Source organism: Anabaena azotica SJ-1, from assembly GCF_047275885.1.
In the GTDB taxonomy this organism is placed as follows: Bacteria; Cyanobacteriota; Cyanobacteriia; order Cyanobacteriales; family Nostocaceae; genus Trichormus_B; species Trichormus_B azotica_A.
In genome coordinates, this window is sequence record NZ_CP178454.1 from 5096437 (window position 1) to 5116053 (window position 19617).

At 39.2% G+C, this 19617-nt stretch carries 21 protein-coding genes, 2 tRNA genes and 1 pseudogene; 12 read left to right on the forward strand and 12 right to left on the reverse strand.

Annotation, left to right across the window (positions count from 1 at the left end; all coding sequences use genetic code 11):
- Positions 1 to 499: 499 nt before the first annotated feature.
- The 4 genes from ACLLO5_RS22040 (at position 500) to ACLLO5_RS22055 (ending at position 4078) form a co-directional block, all read left to right on the forward strand.
- Positions 500 to 1984: a thymidylate synthase gene (locus ACLLO5_RS22040; protein ID WP_413172630.1), complete on the forward strand. Its 1485-nt coding sequence runs from the start codon at positions 500 to 502 to the stop codon at positions 1982 to 1984.
- A gap of 72 nt (positions 1985 to 2056) precedes the next feature.
- A complete protein-coding gene (locus ACLLO5_RS22045; protein ID WP_413172632.1) occupies positions 2057 to 2893 on the forward strand; it encodes a hypothetical protein in 837 nt (278 codons plus the stop codon).
- 117 nt (positions 2894 to 3010) lie between these two features.
- A complete protein-coding gene (locus ACLLO5_RS22050) occupies positions 3011 to 3436 on the forward strand; it encodes an XRE family transcriptional regulator (protein WP_413172633.1) in 426 nt (141 codons plus the stop codon).
- A 57-nt stretch (positions 3437 to 3493) separates the two neighbouring features.
- Positions 3494 to 4078 (forward strand): deoxycytidylate deaminase, encoded by a 585-nt coding sequence (locus ACLLO5_RS22055; protein WP_413172634.1) that lies wholly within the window; start codon positions 3494 to 3496, stop codon positions 4076 to 4078.
- Between the two features lie 62 nt (positions 4079 to 4140).
- Here the strand turns inward: ACLLO5_RS22055 and ACLLO5_RS22060 are convergent.
- Positions 4141 to 4213 (reverse strand) — tRNA-Arg (locus tag ACLLO5_RS22060).
- 357 nt (positions 4214 to 4570) lie between these two features.
- Between ACLLO5_RS22060 and ACLLO5_RS22065 the strand changes: the two genes are divergently transcribed.
- The 4 genes from ACLLO5_RS22065 to cutA all read left to right on the forward strand — a co-directional run bounded on the left by ACLLO5_RS22065 (position 4571) and on the right by cutA (position 7626).
- A complete protein-coding gene (locus tag ACLLO5_RS22065; RefSeq protein ID WP_413172635.1) occupies positions 4571 to 5230 on the forward strand; it encodes an Npun_F0813 family protein in 660 nt (219 codons plus the stop codon).
- Between the two features lie 141 nt (positions 5231 to 5371).
- Entirely contained in the window at positions 5372 to 6250 is an 879-nt protein-coding gene (locus ACLLO5_RS22070) for a hypothetical protein (protein ID WP_413172636.1), read from the forward strand.
- 18 nt (positions 6251 to 6268) lie between these two features.
- The gene (locus tag ACLLO5_RS22075; RefSeq protein ID WP_413172637.1) at positions 6269 to 7291 is read left to right on the forward strand and encodes a transposase; all 1023 of its coding nucleotides are present in this window, start codon (positions 6269 to 6271) and stop codon (positions 7289 to 7291) included.
- Between the two features lie 5 nt (positions 7292 to 7296).
- On the forward strand, positions 7297 to 7626 hold the full coding sequence (cutA, locus tag ACLLO5_RS22080) for a divalent-cation tolerance protein CutA (protein WP_413172638.1): 330 nt from the start codon (positions 7297 to 7299) through the stop codon (positions 7624 to 7626).
- Between the two features lie 65 nt (positions 7627 to 7691).
- On the opposite strand, the gene ACLLO5_RS22085 is transcribed toward cutA, so the two are convergent.
- Positions 7692 to 8639, reverse strand: a complete 948-nt coding sequence (locus tag ACLLO5_RS22085) for an ADP-ribosylglycohydrolase family protein (protein ID WP_413172639.1) — start codon at positions 8637 to 8639, stop codon at positions 7692 to 7694.
- 241 nt (positions 8640 to 8880) lie between these two features.
- Here ACLLO5_RS22085 and ACLLO5_RS22090 point away from each other — a divergent pair, with 241 nt between their 5' ends.
- Positions 8881 to 9417, forward strand: a complete 537-nt coding sequence (locus ACLLO5_RS22090) for an autotransporter outer membrane beta-barrel domain-containing protein (RefSeq protein ID WP_413172640.1) — start codon at positions 8881 to 8883, stop codon at positions 9415 to 9417.
- Between the two features lie 335 nt (positions 9418 to 9752).
- Complete coding sequence (gene sir / locus ACLLO5_RS22095; RefSeq protein ID WP_413172641.1) at positions 9753 to 11666, forward strand: sulfite reductase, ferredoxin dependent; 1914 nt, start codon at positions 9753 to 9755, stop codon at positions 11664 to 11666.
- A gap of 88 nt (positions 11667 to 11754) precedes the next feature.
- Here the strand turns inward: sir and leuD are convergent, their stop codons facing one another.
- The 10 genes and pseudogenes from leuD to ACLLO5_RS22145 form a co-directional block, all read right to left on the reverse strand.
- The gene (gene leuD, locus ACLLO5_RS22100; protein WP_413172642.1) at positions 11755 to 12360 is read right to left on the reverse strand and encodes a 3-isopropylmalate dehydratase small subunit; all 606 of its coding nucleotides are present in this window, start codon (positions 12358 to 12360) and stop codon (positions 11755 to 11757) included.
- 268 nt (positions 12361 to 12628) lie between these two features.
- Entirely contained in the window at positions 12629 to 14032 is a 1404-nt protein-coding gene (gene leuC / locus ACLLO5_RS22105; protein WP_413172643.1) for a 3-isopropylmalate dehydratase large subunit, read from the reverse strand.
- Positions 14033 to 14145: 113 nt separating this feature from the next.
- The gene (locus ACLLO5_RS22110) at positions 14146 to 15759 is read right to left on the reverse strand and encodes a sensor histidine kinase (protein WP_413172644.1); all 1614 of its coding nucleotides are present in this window, start codon (positions 15757 to 15759) and stop codon (positions 14146 to 14148) included.
- 287 nt (positions 15760 to 16046) lie between these two features.
- Positions 16047 to 16217, reverse strand: a complete 171-nt coding sequence (gene psb34 / locus ACLLO5_RS22115; RefSeq protein ID WP_413172645.1) for a photosystem II assembly protein Psb34 — start codon at positions 16215 to 16217, stop codon at positions 16047 to 16049.
- 56 nt (positions 16218 to 16273) lie between these two features.
- Positions 16274 to 16444, reverse strand: coding sequence for a photosystem II assembly protein Psb34 (psb34, locus tag ACLLO5_RS22120; RefSeq protein ID WP_413172646.1), 171 nt, complete (start codon positions 16442 to 16444; stop codon positions 16274 to 16276).
- A 56-nt stretch (positions 16445 to 16500) separates the two neighbouring features.
- Positions 16501 to 16671: a photosystem II assembly protein Psb34 gene (gene psb34 / locus ACLLO5_RS22125; protein ID WP_413172645.1), complete on the reverse strand. Its 171-nt coding sequence runs from the start codon at positions 16669 to 16671 to the stop codon at positions 16501 to 16503.
- A 55-nt stretch (positions 16672 to 16726) separates the two neighbouring features.
- Entirely contained in the window at positions 16727 to 16897 is a 171-nt protein-coding gene (gene psb34, locus ACLLO5_RS22130; protein ID WP_413172645.1) for a photosystem II assembly protein Psb34, read from the reverse strand.
- Positions 16898 to 16953: 56 nt separating this feature from the next.
- Positions 16954 to 17124 (reverse strand): photosystem II assembly protein Psb34, encoded by a 171-nt coding sequence (gene psb34 / locus ACLLO5_RS22135; protein ID WP_413172645.1) that lies wholly within the window; start codon positions 17122 to 17124, stop codon positions 16954 to 16956.
- 56 nt (positions 17125 to 17180) lie between these two features.
- A pseudogene (gene psb34, locus ACLLO5_RS22140) lies at positions 17181 to 17350 on the reverse strand (photosystem II assembly protein Psb34).
- 529 nt (positions 17351 to 17879) lie between these two features.
- Positions 17880 to 17952: transfer RNA gene (locus tag ACLLO5_RS22145), tRNA-Val, on the reverse strand.
- Positions 17953 to 18097: 145 nt separating this feature from the next.
- On the opposite strand from ACLLO5_RS22145, the gene ACLLO5_RS22150 reads away from it, so the two are divergent.
- Positions 18098 to 18697, forward strand: coding sequence for a metal-binding protein (locus ACLLO5_RS22150; protein ID WP_413172647.1), 600 nt, complete (start codon positions 18098 to 18100; stop codon positions 18695 to 18697).
- An 85-nt stretch (positions 18698 to 18782) separates the two neighbouring features.
- Positions 18783 to 19586 carry a nucleoside triphosphate pyrophosphohydrolase gene (mazG, locus tag ACLLO5_RS22155; RefSeq protein WP_413172648.1) on the forward strand — a complete coding sequence of 268 codons (804 nt, stop codon included), beginning with the start codon at positions 18783 to 18785 and terminating at the stop codon, positions 19584 to 19586.
- The last annotated feature ends 31 nt before the right edge of the window (positions 19587 to 19617 follow it).

Below are 19617 nucleotides of genomic sequence, written 5' to 3' on the forward strand. Positions count from 1 at the left end.
TCTTAAATCCAGAGAATATTTTACAAAAAAAGACATAGGACTCTTGTTTGCTACCTGATAGCCTGGCGTAAGCCGTACAAACTCTAAACCATAAGCTCATATAATAAACGATAGAATATTATTATATGGAGCAAAAATCCATCTGAACTATTAATATTATAAATTTATTTTTACTTTTGATTAATGCGGACTATAGCATAATAAATGGTTAAGCTCAATAATCCAATTGATTTCATAATCTATAGTAATCATAAATCATGCATGAGCAATGAACTAACTAAAAAGCTTGTGAATACGTACTTTTTATTTATGTATTTTCTCATATTTCAATTTGCATTGCTATATTTGGTAGCACAACTTCCATTATATTCAAGGTTTTTTATGTTAATAATTGTAATTAGTAGTTAATTTTTGCTGATAAAAAAAATCTGTAATTCTTCGATACCATCTTAGTGTTATAATGTTTGGGTTTTATTTATAGTTAACACTAATAACAGAGATGGTTCAAATAAACCGATTTTATTACACAGCCCAGCATAAGCCTAACCAGTTGATTTGTGGAAATGGACAAACAGCGGTAATTACAGGGTGGACAGTCAAACAAGCACTGGCAAAACACCTGCAAACCTCAGATTACGCCGTTATCGGTCAGTTGTACTCTCCCACAAGAGGGATAAATTTACTCATCCGTAATTTATTATTCAATCCTCATGTTCGTTATTTAGTAATTCTTAACGCCACCAAAGAAGACAAAAATGCAGGTGCTTCTCAATGCTTACTCGACTTCTTTCACAATGGAGTTGAAGAAAGTTTAAGTGACACCGGACGTAAATCTTGGATCATTCTTTCTGCCATTCCTGGTTATATTGATATTGATATTGATATTCATTCCCTACAAAAACTCAGACAATCAATAGAAGTTCAAGAAGCAAAATCAATTACAGAAGCAGTTGATAAAATTAAGCAATACGCTCAAAAAGAAATTATTGAACCTTGGGGATTACCGTTGGAATTTCCCATGTCTACCATTGAACCCACAGTTTTACCTGGTTCACGTTATGGACATCGCATAGAAGGTAAAACCATAGCCGAAACTTGGGTAAAAATCATTCATCGCATTAAAACCACAGGCACAATTAGACCAACTGGCTATGATGGCAAATGGCAAGAATTAATAGATTTGATGGCAGTTGTCACCGATGAACCTACTGATTTTTATTTCCCTGAACCGAATTATTTACCAATTGATAGAAGCTTTTTAGAAGAATATATCTCTCAAATTTTAGATGATTCACCGAATCGAGAAGGTGTGAAATATACCTATGGTCAGCGTTTGCGTTCTTGGTTTGGACGAGATCAAATTGAACAAGTAATTCAGAAATTAATTGGAGAAATTGATGCTGCTAGTGCAGTAATGACTTTATGGGATGTTAAAGACCATGAAAAAGGTGGTAGTCCTTGTTTAAATCATATTTGGTTGAGAGTTGTTGATAATGAATTATCACTAACTGCAACTCTCAGAAGTAATGATATGTTTGCCGCTTGGCCTGCTAATGCAATGGGATTAAGGGCTTTGCAAAAACATATTCGAGATGAAATTGCTAAACGTTCTGAATATGATTTGAAGATGGGACCATTGATAACCCTCAGTCAGTCGGCTCATATATATGATGATACTTGGAGTAATGGAGAACAACTGATTCAAGAACAATATGCTGCTATTTGCTCTAAATTAGATTATGCTGACCCCGCAGGAAACTTTTTAATTGAAATTGCAGATGGTCAAATTTTTGTCACACATACAACTCCTGGTAGTGGGGAGATTGTAGGTTGCTATTCTGGTAAAAATGCTTTGAAATTGACCAGAGAAATTTGTGCTGCTTCCCCTGCAATACGTCCAGATCATGCTGCATATTTAGGTATGGAATTGCAAAAGGCAGCAAACTGTATTAAAATTGACAAGCCGTATGTTCAAGACCAGTAACCGCTGACAAGCAACCATTTTGGGAATGGTTGTATGAAATTCTAATACAGTCTAAAGCTCAGGGAGTATTTCATGTCCGTTTTGAGTTATCAGGATATTATCAAAGAGCTTGGTAAAGGTATATATTTTCATCCTTTGAAACCAGGTAGTGTTAAAGATTGCGATTTATGTTTAACTGCTGGTGAGTGTGCTTATTCACTTACAGACGAAAAACGCTTAACTATTGGCACTGAACAAAACCCGCAAGGAGAGGAACGGAAATATTTCGACATACCAAAAAACGATACAGCTTTAGTATGGACTAGTGAAGCAATCTGGCTCAGTAATAAATTTCGCGGACCGCTTTATTCTGTTGTTAAACAAGTATCAAATGGTTTAGGACACATTGGAACAAGGGTCAATCCTGAGTGGGCAAGTGTTCTTTGTATAGCACTTCATAATGTTTCCAATAAACCAATACGAATTTATGTCGGAGATGTTGACAATCCAATTGCTCATTTAGCTATTGAAAAATTAAGTTCTAAGTGTTTAAATCCATCAAAAAATCACAAACAGGATCACACTCCTGGAAGACTTGATGTTATTCGTGGACTATCTAATACTCAAGAAATAAACGACTACTTTAATGCGCCAGAAAATGGTTGGATGATGCATAAGAAAGATAGACTAAAACAACTGATGATCGAATCAGATGAGTATAAAAAACTTAAAAAAGGTGTCAAAGAGACATTACTAGATTTTCTAGGTTCAACTGAAGACAGTCGTTGGAATAGAGTAAATATGATAGTAAACATATTACTTTTGGGATTAGGAACATTATTTGCGGCACTTACTTATTTAAATTCCCATCAATCTTCTAATCCAAGTCCAACAAATACAATATTAACTCCAAAATCAACTAAAAAATAGATTTGATTTTTGTGACAAAATATATTTATTTCAACCTTATATTTTGGCGAAAGAATTAACTTTAGATCATTCCATACGGAGAGAAATATAAGTTGTAATGCAAGGTAACTAATAAAAATGTCCAAAGTATATGTATCTGGTGCGTTGACTGACGTAGAAAATCCAATAAAAACTAAAGGATTTTATGAAAAAATAGGCTTGGTTTGTGAAGAAGTAGGTCTTCAAGCTTATGTACCGCACTTACACACTGACCCAGTGAATAATCCAGATATTACTCCTCGTGAGGTTTTCGATAAAGATAAGCATCAGGTTAGTATATCAGACTTAGTTATTGCTTACCTTGGCTCGCTTTCTTTCGGCGTAGGAATGGAATTAGCTTATGCAGAAAACAACCAAATTCCTATCATTCTTTTGTATGAAGCAGGTAAACAGATATCAAGATTTCCTCGTGGTATTCCCACTGTAATTGCTGAAATTAAGTTTCATGACTATGAAGATGGTTTAAATCAGTTAAAGAACGTTTTATTAAAGTGGAAGCAATAGCATCTAAAATTTTTGTTGTCACCAAAGCAGTAAAATCAAGTTTAAAATTAACAAACTATGCAGGATATTGACTCATCTAACGAATACCATCAAAGACCAACTTGGGATGAATACTTTCTCATGTTGGCTAAACTAGCCGCAACTCGCTCAACTTGTCTAGCTTTTCCAGTAGGTGCTGTAATTGTCAAAAATAAGCAAGTCGTAGCCACAGGTTACAATGGATCACCATCCGGTTCAGCCCATTGTACAACTCAAGGATATTGCTATCCAGGTTTAACCAGTTGCGATGCCAGTAAGACCTTACCATCAAGGGCTGTACACGCGGAAGCAAATGCGATCGCACAAGCCGCAAAATATGGTATCTCTACAGATGGTGCTAGTATCTATGTAACTTTAGAACCTTGTTTATCTTGTTTAAAGTTAGTTATCTCCGCTGGAATTAAAGAAGTGTTTTATGAAACTTCTTTTAATAGTGGAGAAAAAGCCTTGGTGAGAGATTCATTTGTTAACGAAGGTTTAGTAACTATCAATCAGGTTAAGCTTTCTGAAGTTATCGCCCAAAAAGCAGCTTCGTTTTTACTGACCTCCACTTCTGTAAGTAATCTGGGTATGTTACAAACTCCCCAGGCAAAGCTATTGTAATTCAGACTACATTAGCCATATATCATTACTTAAATAGCTTTGAGGTATATCTTGAGTTAAAACGAGCGCGGCAGGGTTCGAACCTGCGACCGATTGCTTAGAAGGCAATTGCTCTATCCACTGAGCTACGCGCCCAAGACTAAAATCTCTGGCTTCTCAAAAAGCCATCATACACCATGATATCTCATTTTCCTAGTAACAAGCAAGATAAAATTGAAAATTTCATAATATCAAGACTAATTTCCTAGTAGTTAGTCAGTAGATGTACACTAAAAACTAACCAAATGGCAGATTTCAGATATATTGTGATGTCAAGGGGTAATTTGCTCAGATCAACTTAATGCCATTTTCTGCATAAGTTCGTAAAGCATTTGGCAATTGCCTAATTTTACCCCACCATAATATAAATAATTATACTTTTGGCAATCTTGCCCAAGTCCATGACATATCCCCTGTCAAAACAGCCCCTGTGAGGAGTTATTTGCTAGTGCCATGTTTATTCTTAAACGCCAGGATGTTGAAATATCAACAATTCAGCACCCAACGCGGGATCAGCAGGTGCCGATCCTCCATTATCAGGGGCAAACCTTTCGCCTGATAAGTGTTTTCAAAGCCAGTCAAGAGGTTGAAGCCAAAGCTTTGTGGCGATCGCTCACAGACAACCGTGGTAAAGCCTGTGTCTTACTAGAAGAACCAGAGCGTTTTAGCGTCTGGGGTAAAATCCGCTTGGAACAGCTTGAAAATGACACAGGTAGCCATAGCAACACGGAAATTTTGACATTGGCTAGTATTCTGCTGCTGCAAGCCGTTTATCTAGACATTGAAGATTTATTAGGCAATCGGCAAGCTGGTTTATTTGAAAAAGAGATAACGGGGATATTACATCAAAAGCAATTTCCTCAAGCGTCTTCTTCAGAGTCAGCCAAAGCTTTGTTAACTGTTGAGCCTTCTCAAATGCCCAAACTACCTACTTGGCAGGAAACTCATGTGATTATTCTCCTGGAAGAGCTACATCGACTAGGAAAAACATATTTTGGTGATACCAACTTTGCCCGTCAATTAGAGGATCGATTACAAGATATGCCTGAAGAAGAACGATTAGTGTTTATCGGTTGGTTAAATCAATCTCCACTAGGTAAACTTTGGCAGTAGCATGGATATTATTTGCTCACAAACCATCCATTGGCGCTGGTTTTGGTGAAAAATCCTATGCTCTATCTAGTTAACTGTTGTCTGTAACACAATCAATTCCGCCAAAAATATTGCTAAAGTGCATTTACCTAGTTGAAATCTATGAGTAAATCTTACGACAATTCATACCGTTCAAAGTCCATTTTCTCCACTCCAAACATCATCTTGCTTGGCATTAGCTGGTCTGTGTTAGCACTGTTATACTTTTTGTTGTTTAGTGCCAAAATCCCTGGGCCAAATAACACAGAAATCCGTGGTGATTGGTACGTACTAGGGACAAATATTTTTGAAGCATTGGCCTACTTGGGTGCAGGTGTATTATGCTTAAGAAACTGGCGCAGCACTCAAATTGTCAGTAGTCGCAAGGTTTGGCTCTTGATCGGCTTGGGTATGATTGCTTATTGCGTTGGAGGCATATTTTTCGGCTACACAGAAGTAGTTTTACAGCAAGATCCAGAAGTGTCTCTAGGCGATGTATTTTTTGTGCTGAGTTATTTGTTTCTGGGTTCAGGCATGGCTTTAGCTTTATTCTCCCGGCGCATCAATCTAGAAAAATGGCAATGGCTAATTGTAGCTGCAATTGGAGTGTTAGGTAGTTTTATAGCCTGGTGGATTTCTCAAACAAGTAAGGGACCAGCAGAGGAACTTGCTCCTATTTATCAACAAATTGCTTTTGTTTTGAATTGGTTTTATATAGTTAGTGATGTACTGCTATTAATTATTGCGACTATCATGTTGCTGGCTTTTTGGGGAGGAAAAGTTTCTCTCTCCTGGAGAATGATTGCAGCAGCGGCATTTTCGCTATACATTGCAGATATGTGGTTTAAATATGCCACAAATTATCTTCCAGATTATCAAAGTGGAGACATACTAGAAGTGTTCTGGGTATTTAGTGGAGTGTTGTTTGGTATGGGCGCTGCTTTAGAATATGAAGCGTCATTAAGCCTCAAGCGACGTACAAGTGGACGCAAACGAACTTAACAAATTTTGGTGTCTACCGTGAGAAAATTAACAGATTCTGACAAACAAGAGATTCTCAAGTTATATAGAGAGACTGCCGAAACTACTTCGACTTTGGCAGAACGCTATGGAGTGAGTAACTCAACAATTAGCCGACTGCTCAAAAGTACCTTACCTGAAGAAGATTACGAATACCTTGTTTCTTTAAAACGTGCTGCTAGAACCCCTGAAGGCAGAGCGCAGGTAAGTTACGAGCAGTTACCTCTGTTGAGTCAACCACAGATAGAGACAGCACCTGTAAGCAGCGATAAACCCCGCTTAGAGTTGCTTCATGTTGAACCAGAGAAGCCAGCGATAGAAGAAATTCCTAAGTCTGAGACGATTCCACCACCGATTCCGGCTATTAGACGGGTGAAAACGCGCTCCTCAGCGACGGAAAAACCAGAGACGGAAAGATTAGGGACGGAAATATTAGGGACGGAAAAACCGAAACTACCAGTAGTTAAAGAAATAGAAATCGTCAGACATAGACCGACAGAAATCCCCAGTATCCCTAGAACTATTCTAGAGGAAGAAGAGCCGGAGGTAAGCGTTATTGGGGATTTGTTCGATGATGATTTGCTGGATGAATCTGATGATTTGGATGATTTAGATGACGAGTTGTATGAAGATGATGAGGACTTTGAGGATGAAGACTTTGAGGAGCAAAAACCCTTAGTCACCAGACGTAGACCAGGGGAAGCAGCTGTTCAAGTTTTACCTTTGTCGGTGGCACATTTGCCGAAAACTTGCTATTTGGTGATTGACCGTTCTGCGGAATTAATTACCAGACCACTCAAGGATTTTGGGGATTTGGGTCTGATTCCTACTATTGAAACTCAACAGAAAACTCTGCCAGTTTTTGATAATCATCGAGTTGCTAAACGCTTTTCTACTAAGCGCGATCGCGTGATTAAAGTTCCTGATAGTAGAATGCTACATAAGGCAAGTACCCATCTCCAAGCCAAAGGCATCACTAGACTGTTAATTGATGGCCAGGTTTACTCCCTGTCTCTTGTTTAGCAACAATGCAGCAACCAACGGGTTATGGTGTAGTATTGGTGACAACTGCTACCCAAGAGGAAGCAAAAGCGATCGCTCAAGCTGTTGTCGAAGCTAAACTCGCGGCTGCGGTCAGTCTGTCACCTATCCACTCTATTTACAGATGGCAAGGAGAAATTCACAAGGAGAATGAATGGCAGTTGGTGATGAAAACAAATTTGGCGCTATTCTCAACTTTAGAAGCCAAAATTAGAGAAATGCACTCCTATCAACTGCCAGAAATTATTGCTTTACCCATTCTCCTCTCCAGTTCTGCCTACCAACAATGGATTGATGAACAGGTGCAGATAGAATAGTCTGCTTAATAGTAGACAAGCAAATTATAACTGAACAGTTACGAATAACAGCAGCACTCCTTCCCCTACACCCTTGATGAGAGTGTGATAGCCAAACGACCAGCCAAGTCTATAATCTCTTGTTTGCGGGCAATTTGCTCAAGCCATTCGGTAGGAATATTTTCCACACCGTAATAAATTCCCGCTAAACCACCAGTTACCGCCGCATTAGTATCCGTATCCCCGCCTAAGTTGATAGCTTCAAGTACAGCTTGGGCGTAGGATGAGCTATTTAATAAACACCATAAAGATGCTTCCAGGGTGTCAATTACATAACCGCCAGAGTTAATTTCTTTGATGGGTATTCGGGCGATGTCCCCGCTGAGAACTCTTGCAAAATGGGGTTTTTCTAAGAGATATTCATCACCAGAATAAAGGGATTGAATGTTGTCCAAGCCTTGTAAATAAGCTGCTTTGGGTTCAAGCCCTGCTAATAACTGTACAGCAATACTAATGTAAATCCCACAAGCCATTTGGGAACGGAGATGGGCGTGAGTAATGCAAGAGACTTGATGTACTCGTTCTATCAATTCCCGAAAAGTCCAGGTTTGATAAAAATAAGCCATTGGCAAAATTCGCATCAAAGAACCATTACCATTACTATTTTCACCTGTACCACCTGCTTTTAGGGGTGACGCTCCTCGATGCCAATTAACAAGTGCTAGAAATGTAGTATTACCAATATCAAAGACTTCACCGTGTGCAGCCCAGTAACCTTCTTTGTACCAACGCCAGAAAGATTTGGCTATAACATCCAGCGAAAATCCCTCACAAAGACATTCCGCTAAACATAGAGTGAGTGAACTGTCATCTGACCAAGTTCCCGGTGGCTGATCCCACGTACCATAACCCAACATTGATGTAACTGGGTATTTTAGGCGTTCAGCACGGCTGGTAAACTCCACTGGTACACCCAATGCATCTCCGACACATAAACCCATTAAACCCGATAATACGTTTGCAGTCGTTATCATGATTCAATCTCCAGGAAAATAGCCAAAATCTCAATCTATGAATCTGGAATACTAGGTTCTAGATGTGTAATTATGATTGTTGATTCAAAATGATTCAAAAATTTGCTTCTCGTACTTAATCTTTAATAAATTGCATCAATAGCAACAGGGAATGTAGTAAATTTTAAAATCATCTGGAACATTTTTAGCTCATATTCGACCTACAATTTAACAGTAAAACTTCTAAAAATTGGTGAAAATTATGAACCGCTTTCTCAAATCTTTAGTGACAATTTCTGCCTTATCTTCCTTAGTAATTGTTCCTGCTTTTCTCTCTGTTGGTAAAGCTGCTGCTGAAACACAAAAAGGCACAGATGCCAGTTATATTGGTGCTGGTGTAGCTGCTGGTGTTACCAATGGTGGAAAAAGTGGTGATGCGGCTACCTTTGGTGGAAATATCACAGGTCGTGTCAAATTGGGTAATACTCCCTTTTCTGCACGGGGTAATGTCCTTTGGAGTGATGAAACCAGTGCAATTATTCCTGAAGTTTCTGTAGACGTAGGGATTGCTCCTAGAACAAATGCCTTTATTACTGGTGGTTATTCTTTTGTAGAATCAGATGGTAAACCAACTCCTATTGGTAACAGAGATGCTGTAGTTGTAGGTGCTGGAGTAGAATCTGAAGTTACTAAAAACTTCCTCGTCTATACTAATGCTAAAGTCGGACTTGGTGCTTACCAAAATAGTGATGCTTCTGCTGTCAGCATCAATGGTGGTATCGGTTATCGTTTTCGGTAGAAATTTAGCCCAATTGCTAACTTAATCTGATAGAATATATATCCTCAGTAAGTTGGTGCAATTCAAGTTTATAAATACTGTTGACAAAAACCATGTTTATCCTTTATGTCAACAGGAGAAAGCAAAAAAATGTTGTGTTTAATTACACCTATTTACTGTTGATGCTGGTTTTATTAAGTGTTACATCACTGATAAAGCCAGCGTTTTGCCGTGTTAAGATTAAATTATTCTTCATAATTCCGACCGGATTTTCGGTGTTCTACTAGCCCAATAAGGTATTTTTTAATTCCTAATTTGGCTTCAACTCGTGCATTATTGACAAACATACTACTGTAATGGTTAACACTGCTCCTACCCCTCTGACCAACCGTAAGCCTTCCAAAGTGGAAGGTATCAAAGAAAATAGTAATTTTTTACGTGAACCTGTAGCAACAGAAATTCTTCAGGATACAACCCACTTTAGTGAAGATGCGGTGCAGATTCTGAAATTTCACGGTTCGTATCAACAGGATAACCGTGATAATCGCGCTAAGGGACAGGAAAAAGACTACCAAATGATGCTGCGGACAAAAAATCCGGGTGGTTTAGTTCCACCACAGCTTTATTTGGCTTTGGATAAGTTGGCTGATGAATATGGGAATCATACTTTAAGAGCTACGACTCGTCAGGGTTTTCAGATTCACGGAATTTTGAAAAAGAATCTCAAAAGTACGATCGCTACAATTGTCCAAAATCTAGGTTCAACTTTAGGTGCTTGTGGTGACATCAATCGCAATGTCATGGCTCCTGCTGTACCTTTTAAAAATCGTCCAGAATATCAGTATGCTTGGGAATATGCCCAAAATATCGCTGATTTACTGTCTCCCCAAACCGGCGCTTATTATGAAATTTGGTTAGATGGGGAAAAAGCTATTAGTGCGGAAGAACATCCAGATGTGAAAGCCGCTAGGGAAAAAAATGGTACTGGTACTGTTATTCATGATTCCGTAGAACCAATTTATGGTACTCACTATATGCCTCGCAAATTTAAAATTTGCGTGACAGTTCCTGGTGATAATTCTGTTGATTTGTATTCCCAAGATTTGACTTTGGTAGTGATCACCAATAAAAAAGGGGAACTGCAAGGTTTCGATGTGTTTGCAGGTGGTGGTTTAGGAAGAACCCACAATAAAGAAGAAACCTTTGCGCGACTAGCTGACCCGATTTGCTATGTGACCAAAGATGATGTTTATAATATCGTTAAGGCGATTGTTGCTACTCAGAGAGATTATGGCGATCGCACAGACCGAAGACACGCCAGATTAAAATATTTAATTAACGATTGGGGTGTAGATAAATTCCGCGCTAAAGTCGAAGAATACTTTGGTAAAGCTGTCGAACCGTTTAAAGAATTACCCAAGTTCAAATATCAAGATTTTCTGGGCTGGAATGAACAAGGCGACGGTAAACTGTTCTTAGGGATTTCCATTGATAATGGTCGAGTCAAAGATGATGGTACATTTCAACTGAAAACTGCTTTGCGGTCAATTGTTGAACAATTTAACTTACCCATCCGCCTCACACCTAACCAAAACTTGATTTTTTACGATATTCTCCCGGAAGATAAAGAAGCCATTCAAGAGATTCTCGACAAGTGTGGTGTGATCGCTGACCCTACGCAAATCGCAGCCTTAACCCGCTATGCTATGGCTTGTCCTGCTTTACCTACTTGTGGTTTAGCAATTACGGAATCAGAAAGGGCAATTCCGGGAATTTTAGCCAGAATTCGGGCTTTATTAGATAAACTGGGTTTACAAAAAGACCATTTTGTGGTCAGGATGACTGGTTGCCCTAATGGTTGCGCTCGTCCCTATATGGCAGAATTAGGGTTTGTGGGTAGTGCGCCGGAATCTTATCAAGTGTGGTTGGGTGGTTCACCAGATCAAACGAGGTTAGCGCAACCTATCATTGAAAAACTGCACGACAATGATATAGAAAGCTTTTTAGAGCCGATTTTTGTCTTTTTTAAGAAGTCACGCAAGGGTAAAGAGAGTTTTGGTGATTTTTGCGATCGCACAGGTTTTGATGCTATCCGTGAATTTTCAGCCACCTATACACCTGGAACTCCTACCAGTAGCGGAAAATCACGCCATCGGGTAAGTTTGCGAGATGATGTTTATCTGCAACTCAAGGAAACAGCCGAAAAGCAAGATCGACCCATGACTGAATTGGTACATGAGGCTTTAGATAAGTATTTCCAAAGCCTGTAGACGGTTTTGGGCGATCGTCCTTCTCTTTGAGAAACTTCGCAAACAAGATCAAGTTCGCGGATAATCTCGAAGAGAAGACGCAATCGAGTTAAGCAGCTAACTTTCCCCAAGCGATGTAAGGTAATTTCGCTGCTATTGCTTTTACCTGTTCTGCATTCGCTACCAACTGTCCGCAAGCGTCCCAAGTTCCAGAAACAAAAGCTGTTCTTGTTCCCTCACCCATGACGACTGGGGCGATAAAATCGCCAATTTTTACTTGCAAATTTTCCACATCTATGGTAATAGATGCTTGAGGATTGGCTGTAACCAATTCTTGCAGCTGTTTGACAGTTTCACTTGGTGCCGTTACGCATGGTATCCCCATTGCGACGCAGTTACCAAAGAAGATTTCCGCAAAACTTTCCCCAATTACGGCTTTTATTCCCCATTTGGCTAAGGCTTGGGGCGCGTGTTCTCTTGATGAACCACAGCCGAAGTTACGGTTAACTATTAAGACTTTTGCGCCTTGATATTGGGCTTGGTCAAATGGGTGTTCACCGTTTAAGGCTTTTCTATCGTCGATAAATACGCCTTCTCCTAAGCCGTCAAAGGTGACTGCTTTTAGGTAGCGGGCGGGAATAATGCGATCTGTGTCGATGTCGTTACCAATGAGGGGAACGGCGTTACCGGATATTTGTTTTACTTCACTTACCATAATTAGGGAATAGGGAATAGGGAATAGGAGTCAGGAGTCAGGAGTCAGGAGTCAGGAGTTCAGGAGTTCAGGAGTATGGCTAACGCCACGCTTCGCTATCAGGAGTTCAGGAGTATGGCTAACGCCACGCTATGCCTTCGGCACACTACGTGAACGCTATCAGGAGTTCAGGAGTTCAGGAGGAAGAAGAAAGAAGAAAGAAGAAAGAAGAATTAATCTTCCCCTCTGCTCCCCTGCTCCCCTGCTCCCCTGCTTTCTTCACTGTCACCTACAGAAGTTCGCGCACGTCGGAGACTTCGCCTTTAATGGCTGCTGTGGCTACCATTGCGGGACTCATGAGTAGGGTACGACCGGAGGATGATCCTTGTCTTCCTTTGAAGTTGCGGTTGGAGGAGGAGGCGCTAATTTGTCTTCCTTGGAGTTTGTCGGGGTTCATGGCTAAACACATGGAACACCCTGGTTCTCTCCACTCGAAGCCGGCTGCTTGGAAGATTTTATCTAGTCCTTCGGCTTCGGCTTCTTTTTTGACTCTTTCTGAACCGGGAACGACAAAGGCTTTGACACCATCTGCTACTTTGCGACCTTGGGCAATTTTAGCTGCTTCTCTTAAGTCGCTAATGCGTCCGTTGGTGCAGCTACCGATGAAGCAAACGTCAATTTTTGTTCCTTGAATGGGTTGACCTGGGTATAAGTCCATGTAGCGATATGCTTCTTCGGCTACGAAGCGGTCTTCTTCTAAGAGTTCTGCGGCTGTGGGAATTTTTTGATCTACACCAATTCCTTGACCTGGTGTAATTCCCCATGTGACTGTGGGGGGAATATCTTCGGCATTAAATACTACTACATCATCATATTCCGCATCGGCATCACTCCGCAGGGATTCCCACCAAGTAACGGCTTTGTCCCAGTCTGCATCTTTAGGGGCGAAGTCTCTATTTTTTAGGTAGTCGTAGGTAATTTGATCGGGGTTGACGTAACCGCATCTTGCACCACCTTCTATGGCCATGTTGCAAACGGTCATCCGTTCTTCCATGTTCATCTGTGCAAAAGTCGTTCCTGCAAATTCATAAGCGTAGCCTACGCCACCTTTTACGCCTAATGTCCGAATGATGTGTAAAATTACGTCTTTGGCGTAAACTCCGGGTTTTAGTTTGCCGTTAACTTCGATTTTGCGGACTTTGAGTTTAGATAATGCTAAGGTTTGGGAGGCGAGAACGTCTCTAACTTGGCTTGTACCAATACCAAATGCGATCGCCCCAAAGGCACCATGACTGGATGTATGACTATCTCCACAAGCTATGGTCATACCCGGTTGAGTTAGTCCCAATTCCGGGGCAATGACGTGAACTATACCTTGATTTCCTGAACCAATATTGTAAAAAGTTATGTCATTTTCTTGACAACTCTTTTCTAAAGCCTGGATCATTTCTTCGGCCATGCTGTCCACAAAGGGACGGGCTTGGTTTTCTGTAGGAACGATATGATCAACTGTCGCTACTGTGCGTTGTGGAAATAAAACTTTTAAACCCCTTTCTTTGAGCATAGCAAAGGCTTGGGGACTGGTAACTTCATGGATGAGATGGAGTCCAATAAATAGTTGCGTTAGTCCTGATGGAAGTGTCCCAACGGTGTGGAAGTCCCAAACTTTGTCAAACAGAGTTCCCTTGCTCATACTGAAATCTATGTTAAAGGAGTCGGACTTTTGATTTTATCAGAAAATGGCTCAGGTTATCGGTAAACCTATAGAAATTTGACTTTTCTTCAATCTAAAGGTTACTTCCCCTGCTATGTGTTTGCTGGGTTTATTTGCTTAATAGGAATCTCAATCAAAAATTCTGTTCCTTTTTCAGGTTCAGAAATACACTCTATCTTGCCTTTATGCTTATCTACTATAATCTGGTAACTAATAGATAATCCTAATCCAGTACCTTTACCTACAGGTTTAGTTGTAAAGAAGGGTTCAAACAATTTATTTTTAACGTCTTCTCGTATTCCTATTCCATTATCTTGAATGCTGATAATTACGTTCTCTTCATTTTTTACTTGAGTATGAATAATAATTGAACTGAAGTGTTTTTTAATATCTTGACAAGAATCTATTTCCTGTTGGCGTAAAGCATCAATAGCATTCACAATAATATTCATAAATACCTGATTTAATCCTCCTGCATAACATTCAACAAGAGGTAAATTTCCATAGTCTTTAATAATTATAATTTCCTGCTGTTCCTCTTGACCTTTAATAATATCTTGCAAAATTAACAGCGTACTATCAATCCCTTCATGAATATTAACAGGCTTCATTTCTGCTTCATCAAGGCGCGAAAAATTCCGTAAACTTAAGACAATCTCACGGATACGTTCAGCACCAACTGCCATTGAGGATAATATTTTGGGCAGATCATCAATGAGAAAATCTAATTCTATTTCCTCAATCAAGATATTTATCTCTGGATTATAATTATAAGTTTCTTGTTGGTATCGGTTAATCAAAGTTAATAAATTTTGAGTGTATTCCCTAACATGATTCAAGTTGCCATAAATAAAATTAACAGGATTATTAATCTCATGAGCAACACCAGCAACTAACTGACCTAGTGAAGACATCTTTTCAGTTTGAATCAGTTGTACTTGAGTCTGCTGAAGTTCTTGTAGTGTCTTTTGTAATTGAAGATTTTTCTGTTTTAATCTTGCCGTTCTGGCTGCAACTTGCATTTCTAGCAGATAATTAGTTTCTTCTAAGGCAGCTTGAGCATTTTTTTTAGCTCTTAAATATTCTTGCAATAAACGTAATACTAAAATCCATATTGGGATAAGTATGATTAAACTTATTATAGAACCCAAAATAGCCCAAATCATCCCTTGGCGATATTCAGCAACTTTTTGTTCCAGTGCAAGTGATATATTTTTATTTCTTTTAGCAATTCCATCAGCATAAATCTTTTTTTGTGTTTCGTATTTACGGCTGGATAATATTTTTTGTGCAGCTTCTTTTTGGTTTTTATTAACTAAATCAAAAGATTGATATTCCATCGCAATTAACTGCTGATTAGCAATATCAATTTTTTGGGCATTCTGATCTTTATATGTTTCAGGAGCTAGTTTAATCGCTTCTTTAATCGCCAGGTCAAGTTTAGGTTCAAATTGGCGATATCTTTTTTCCCAAATAATATTACCTGTGGCCGCATTCATCCGGGCTGACATGGTTAATACTTCATCCAAATAGGTAATTTTATCACTTAATTTTTGGAGATAAAATTCCTGTTTAGTAATATTATTGAAGTTATAATATGCTTGCCAATTCAGCCAAACTTGAGGAATAAATAATAGTAATGTTAGCAATACTGTCAGACGTACTAACTGAGAGGGAGTAAATTTAAGCTTATAAAATAAATGCATTTTTCTACCTTTATAAGTACCCAAGCAAAATTAATTGCAAATAGTTATTGAAAACAAAAATCTCTGTACTCCTTACCTGTTCACTGTTTCTTCTCCTAAATATGAAATTTATTTTTGTGTTTTGCATAGCGGCTTTAATTATCTTTAGGAGTTTATATTTACTAGTTTTAGCTTAAAATACGGTGATTAAGCAATAAAAAACCCCGGTGAAACTGGCCGGGGTTGATTAGGAGAAATAAGAATGACGATTAGATTCCAATACCGAAGCTGAAAAAATTTAAAACATTTTAGCTAACACCCAACGCGATTAAAACTATAGATGTGACAAATAAAACTGCTACTGCACCTTGGAACAGGTAGCGATTTTGTTGTTCAGGTGAAGGATATTCTGCGTAGTACAGTTTTGGTTCGGTTGCGTAGTTATTGAGGATACCTTCTTCGTTGCTGGTGGTATACATAATTTTTTTCCTGTGTTTGTTTTTTTATTTGAATTACTTAAACAATGCTGTAAATCTTAGCTAACACCCAACGCGATTAAAACTATAGATGCGACAAATAAAACTGCTACTGCACTTTGGAACAGGTAGCGATTTTGCTGTTCAGGTGAAGGATATTCTGCGTAGTACAGTTTTGGTTCGGTTGCGTAGTTGTTGAGGATGCCTTCTTCGTTGCTGGTGGTATACATAATTTTTTTCCTGTGTTTGTTTTTTTATGTGAATTACTTAAACAATGCTGTAAATCTTAGCTAACACCCAACGCGATTAAAACTATGGATGTGACAAATAAAACTGCTACTGCACCTTGGAACAGATAGCGATTTTGTTGTTCTGGTGAAGGATATTCTGCGTAATACAGTTTTGGTTCGGTTGCGTAGTTATTGAGGATGCCTTCTTCGTTGCTGGTGGTATACATAATTTTTTCCTGTGTTTGTTTTTTTATGTGAATTACTTAAACAATGCTGTAAATCTTAGCTAACACCCAACGCGATTAAAACTATGGATGTGACAAATAAAACTGCTACTGCACCTTGGAACAGGTAGCGATTTTGCTGTTCAGGTGAAGGATATTCTGCGTAATACAGTTTTGGTTCGGTTGCGTAGTTATTGAGGATGCCTTCTTCGTTGCTGGTGGTATACATAATTTTTTTCCTGTGTTTGTTTTTTTATTTGAATTACTTAAACAATGCTGTAAATCTTAGCTAACACCCAACGCGATTAAAACTATAGATGTAACAAATAAAACTGCTACTGCACCTTGGAACAGGTAGCGATTTTGCTGTTCAGGTGAAGGATATTCTGCGTAATACAGTTTTGGTTCGGTTGCGTAGTTATTGAGGATGCCTTCTTCGTTGCTGGTGGTGTACATAATTTTTTTCCTGTGTTTGTTTTTTTATTTGAATTACTTAAACAATGCTGTAAATCTTAGCTAACACCCAACGCGATTAAAACTATAGATGTAACAAATAAAACTGCTACTGCACCTTGGAACAGGTAGCGATTTTGCTGTTCAGGTGAAGGATATTCTGCGTAAACAGTTTTGGTTCGGTTGCGTAGTTGTTGAGGATGCCTTCTTCGTTGCTGGTGGTGTACATAATGTTTTTCCTTCGTTTGTTTCCTTATGTAAACTAATTTAACAATATTGTTACAAAATGTCAATAGGACTTGACAGAGAATAGTAAATAGTCTAGATAAGAGTTGCTTATCTGGGATGGAAGTAACTGCAAAGAGGTTTTGGACTTTATATATAGGGATTGGTGAATAAAGGTGTAAACAAGAACAGATAAGGCTTACAAACTTTTTGATGGGAAGGGTGGAAAAAAGCTGCATTTTTGGATAACGGATAGAAAAATTGATCCATATTTCAGATAGCTAAAACTGTTCCCTGTTCCCTGTCTACACAGATAACTTTTATGGCTTACGCTTGGCGTTAGCTATCAGCAAACTCTATATAGTGAGAATGTACAAATTAAATTTTTGATGATTATCAACGCAGTAGCGCATTTATGCTTTGTCAAATCTAAAAAGTGTTGTGAAAAATTTTTAATTTACAATTTGCCCTAAAAAGTTTTTAGCAGCCCACAATTTAATTGTGAACTGCTATTATAGAAAATCTGTTTTAAATGGGCAGTACCAGACTCGAACTGATGACATCCTGCTTGTAAGGCAGGCGCTCTACCAACTGAGCTAACCGCCCGTTTTCATCACTTAATTAATATAGCATAGTCTTTTAAAATTTTGCAAGGGGTTTGGGGAATTTTTTTTTCGGGTGGGAGGTTGGTTGTCGGCTATACTTACTCAGTATTGAATTTTTAAATATTTTTAGTTTTAAATTTGCCAAGATGCCTTCTGGTCAAACGCACGATCGCATTACTATCTGGTCTTTGCCTATGGTGGCGGGTGTGACTTTGGTATCCACTGGTAGCAGCAATGTGACTTTGTTGGTGGCTGGTGGGTTTATGTTTGGGGGGCTGATGTTTGGTCCCGACTTAGATATTTACTCCCGTCAGTTTCAGCGTTGGGGGTTTTTGCGTTGGATTTGGCTGCCTTATCAAAAAAGTCTGCGTCATCGGTCTTTTTTATCGCACGGGCCAATCATTGGTACGACTCTGCGGGTGGTTTATCTGACGACTTTTTTGGCGGTTGTGGCGATTTTGATTTTGGTGGTTTTTGCTAAGTTGGGTAATGTGGCTTTGAACTGGGGGGATGTTTGGAGGAGTGTGGGGCGGACTATATCTATATATTATGGGGAATTTTTCGCTCTGTTTGTGGGGTTTGAATTGGGGGCTATGAGTCATTCTCTGAGTGATTGGACTAATTCGGCTTATAAACGTTTCCAAAAGCAGGGGATTCAAGGTTTGCTGAACCATGGCAAAATTAAGAAGCGTAAACCGACGGGGGGTGTCAAGGCGGTGAGAAAACGCAGAGGTACGCAGAGGTAAACGCAGCGAAAAGTTCCTCGAAGCCGGGTTTCCTGGCGTAGGAAACTTTTCAAGACAGAGTTTCGCGGAGGTAGGTGGAGGTTTTATGGCAGATAATCAAATTTTGGTGGCTTTACAAGAATTAATTGATGTGGTGGCAAAATTGCGATCGCCTGAAGGTTGTCCTTGGGATTTGGCACAAACTCCCCAAAGTCTTACTCCATACATAATTGAGGAGGCTTATGAGGTGGTTGATGCGATTCAAACTGGGGATAAAAAGGCGATCGCAGAGGAGTTAGGAGATTTATTATTACAGGTAGTATTACAAGCGCAAATTGCTAGTGAAGCGGGTGATTTTTCTTTGCAAGAAGTTGTTGAGGGCATTTCTCAAAAGTTGATTCGTCGTCATCCTCATGTTTTTGGTGATGTGACGGTGGAAAATATGGACGAGGTGCGCCAAAATTGGGAAATTATCAAAGCCGCAGAAAAGGGAGAAACACCAGCAACACAAAAACTTAGTGATAAACTTAGTCGTTATCGGCGCAGTCTTCCGCCTTTAAGTGCGGCAATGAAGATTTCTCAAAAGGCTGCTGGTGTTGGTTTTGAGTGGAACAATGTTGATGAAGTTTGGGGAAAGTTTCACGAAGAATTAGGGGAATTTCAACAGGCTTTAGCCCAGGAAACTCCCCAAAGACAAGAATCAGAATTAGGTGATTTACTATTTGCAATTATTCAAGTTGCTAGATGGCATAATCTTGATCCGAGTGCAGGTTTGCAAGGTACAAGTCAGCGATTTATTCAACGATTACAAAAAATGGAAGATGTAATTGATCGTCCTTTGACAGAGTATAGTTTGGCAGAATTAGATGCTCTTTGGCAACAGGCAAAAGCCCAACTGGCGCAAGATTAGGGGCTGGGGACTGGATAACACTTAGCAATTA

What these genes read in the sequence shown, in the direction of transcription:
- cutA (WP_413172638.1), top strand. Translation starts at nt 7,297, where the DNA reads ATGCAGCAACCAACGGGTTATGGTGTAGTATTGGTGACAACTGCTACC.
- psb34 (WP_413172645.1), bottom strand. Translation starts at nt 16,217, where the DNA reads ATGTATACCACCAGCAACGAAGAAGGTATCCTCAATAACTACGCAACC.
- psb34 (WP_413172645.1), bottom strand. Translation starts at nt 16,897, where the DNA reads ATGTATACCACCAGCAACGAAGAAGGCATCCTCAATAACTACGCAACC.
- ACLLO5_RS22065 (WP_413172635.1), top strand. Translation starts at nt 4,571, where the DNA reads ATGTTTATTCTTAAACGCCAGGATGTTGAAATATCAACAATTCAGCAC.
- ACLLO5_RS22040 (WP_413172630.1), top strand. Translation starts at nt 500, where the DNA reads ATGGTTCAAATAAACCGATTTTATTACACAGCCCAGCATAAGCCTAAC.
- sir (WP_413172641.1), top strand. Translation starts at nt 9,753, where the DNA reads ATGGTTAACACTGCTCCTACCCCTCTGACCAACCGTAAGCCTTCCAAA.
- mazG (WP_413172648.1), top strand. Translation starts at nt 18,783, where the DNA reads ATGGCAGATAATCAAATTTTGGTGGCTTTACAAGAATTAATTGATGTG.
- leuD (WP_413172642.1), bottom strand. Translation starts at nt 12,360, where the DNA reads ATGGTAAGTGAAGTAAAACAAATATCCGGTAACGCCGTTCCCCTCATT.
- psb34 (WP_413172646.1), bottom strand. Translation starts at nt 16,444, where the DNA reads ATGTATACCACCAGCAACGAAGAAGGCATCCTCAACAACTACGCAACC.
- psb34 (WP_413172645.1), bottom strand. Translation starts at nt 17,124, where the DNA reads ATGTACACCACCAGCAACGAAGAAGGCATCCTCAATAACTACGCAACC.
- ACLLO5_RS22070 (WP_413172636.1), top strand. Translation starts at nt 5,372, where the DNA reads ATGAGTAAATCTTACGACAATTCATACCGTTCAAAGTCCATTTTCTCC.
- ACLLO5_RS22110 (WP_413172644.1), bottom strand. Translation starts at nt 15,759, where the DNA reads ATGCATTTATTTTATAAGCTTAAATTTACTCCCTCTCAGTTAGTACGT.
- ACLLO5_RS22055 (WP_413172634.1), top strand. Translation starts at nt 3,494, where the DNA reads ATGCAGGATATTGACTCATCTAACGAATACCATCAAAGACCAACTTGG.
- ACLLO5_RS22090 (WP_413172640.1), top strand. Translation starts at nt 8,881, where the DNA reads ATGAACCGCTTTCTCAAATCTTTAGTGACAATTTCTGCCTTATCTTCC.
- ACLLO5_RS22150 (WP_413172647.1), top strand. Translation starts at nt 18,098, where the DNA reads ATGCCTTCTGGTCAAACGCACGATCGCATTACTATCTGGTCTTTGCCT.
- ACLLO5_RS22085 (WP_413172639.1), bottom strand. Translation starts at nt 8,639, where the DNA reads ATGATAACGACTGCAAACGTATTATCGGGTTTAATGGGTTTATGTGTC.
- ACLLO5_RS22050 (WP_413172633.1), top strand. Translation starts at nt 3,011, where the DNA reads ATGTCCAAAGTATATGTATCTGGTGCGTTGACTGACGTAGAAAATCCA.
- psb34 (WP_413172645.1), bottom strand. Translation starts at nt 16,671, where the DNA reads ATGTATACCACCAGCAACGAAGAAGGCATCCTCAATAACTACGCAACC.
- leuC (WP_413172643.1), bottom strand. Translation starts at nt 14,032, where the DNA reads ATGAGCAAGGGAACTCTGTTTGACAAAGTTTGGGACTTCCACACCGTT.
- ACLLO5_RS22045 (WP_413172632.1), top strand. Translation starts at nt 2,057, where the DNA reads ATGTCCGTTTTGAGTTATCAGGATATTATCAAAGAGCTTGGTAAAGGT.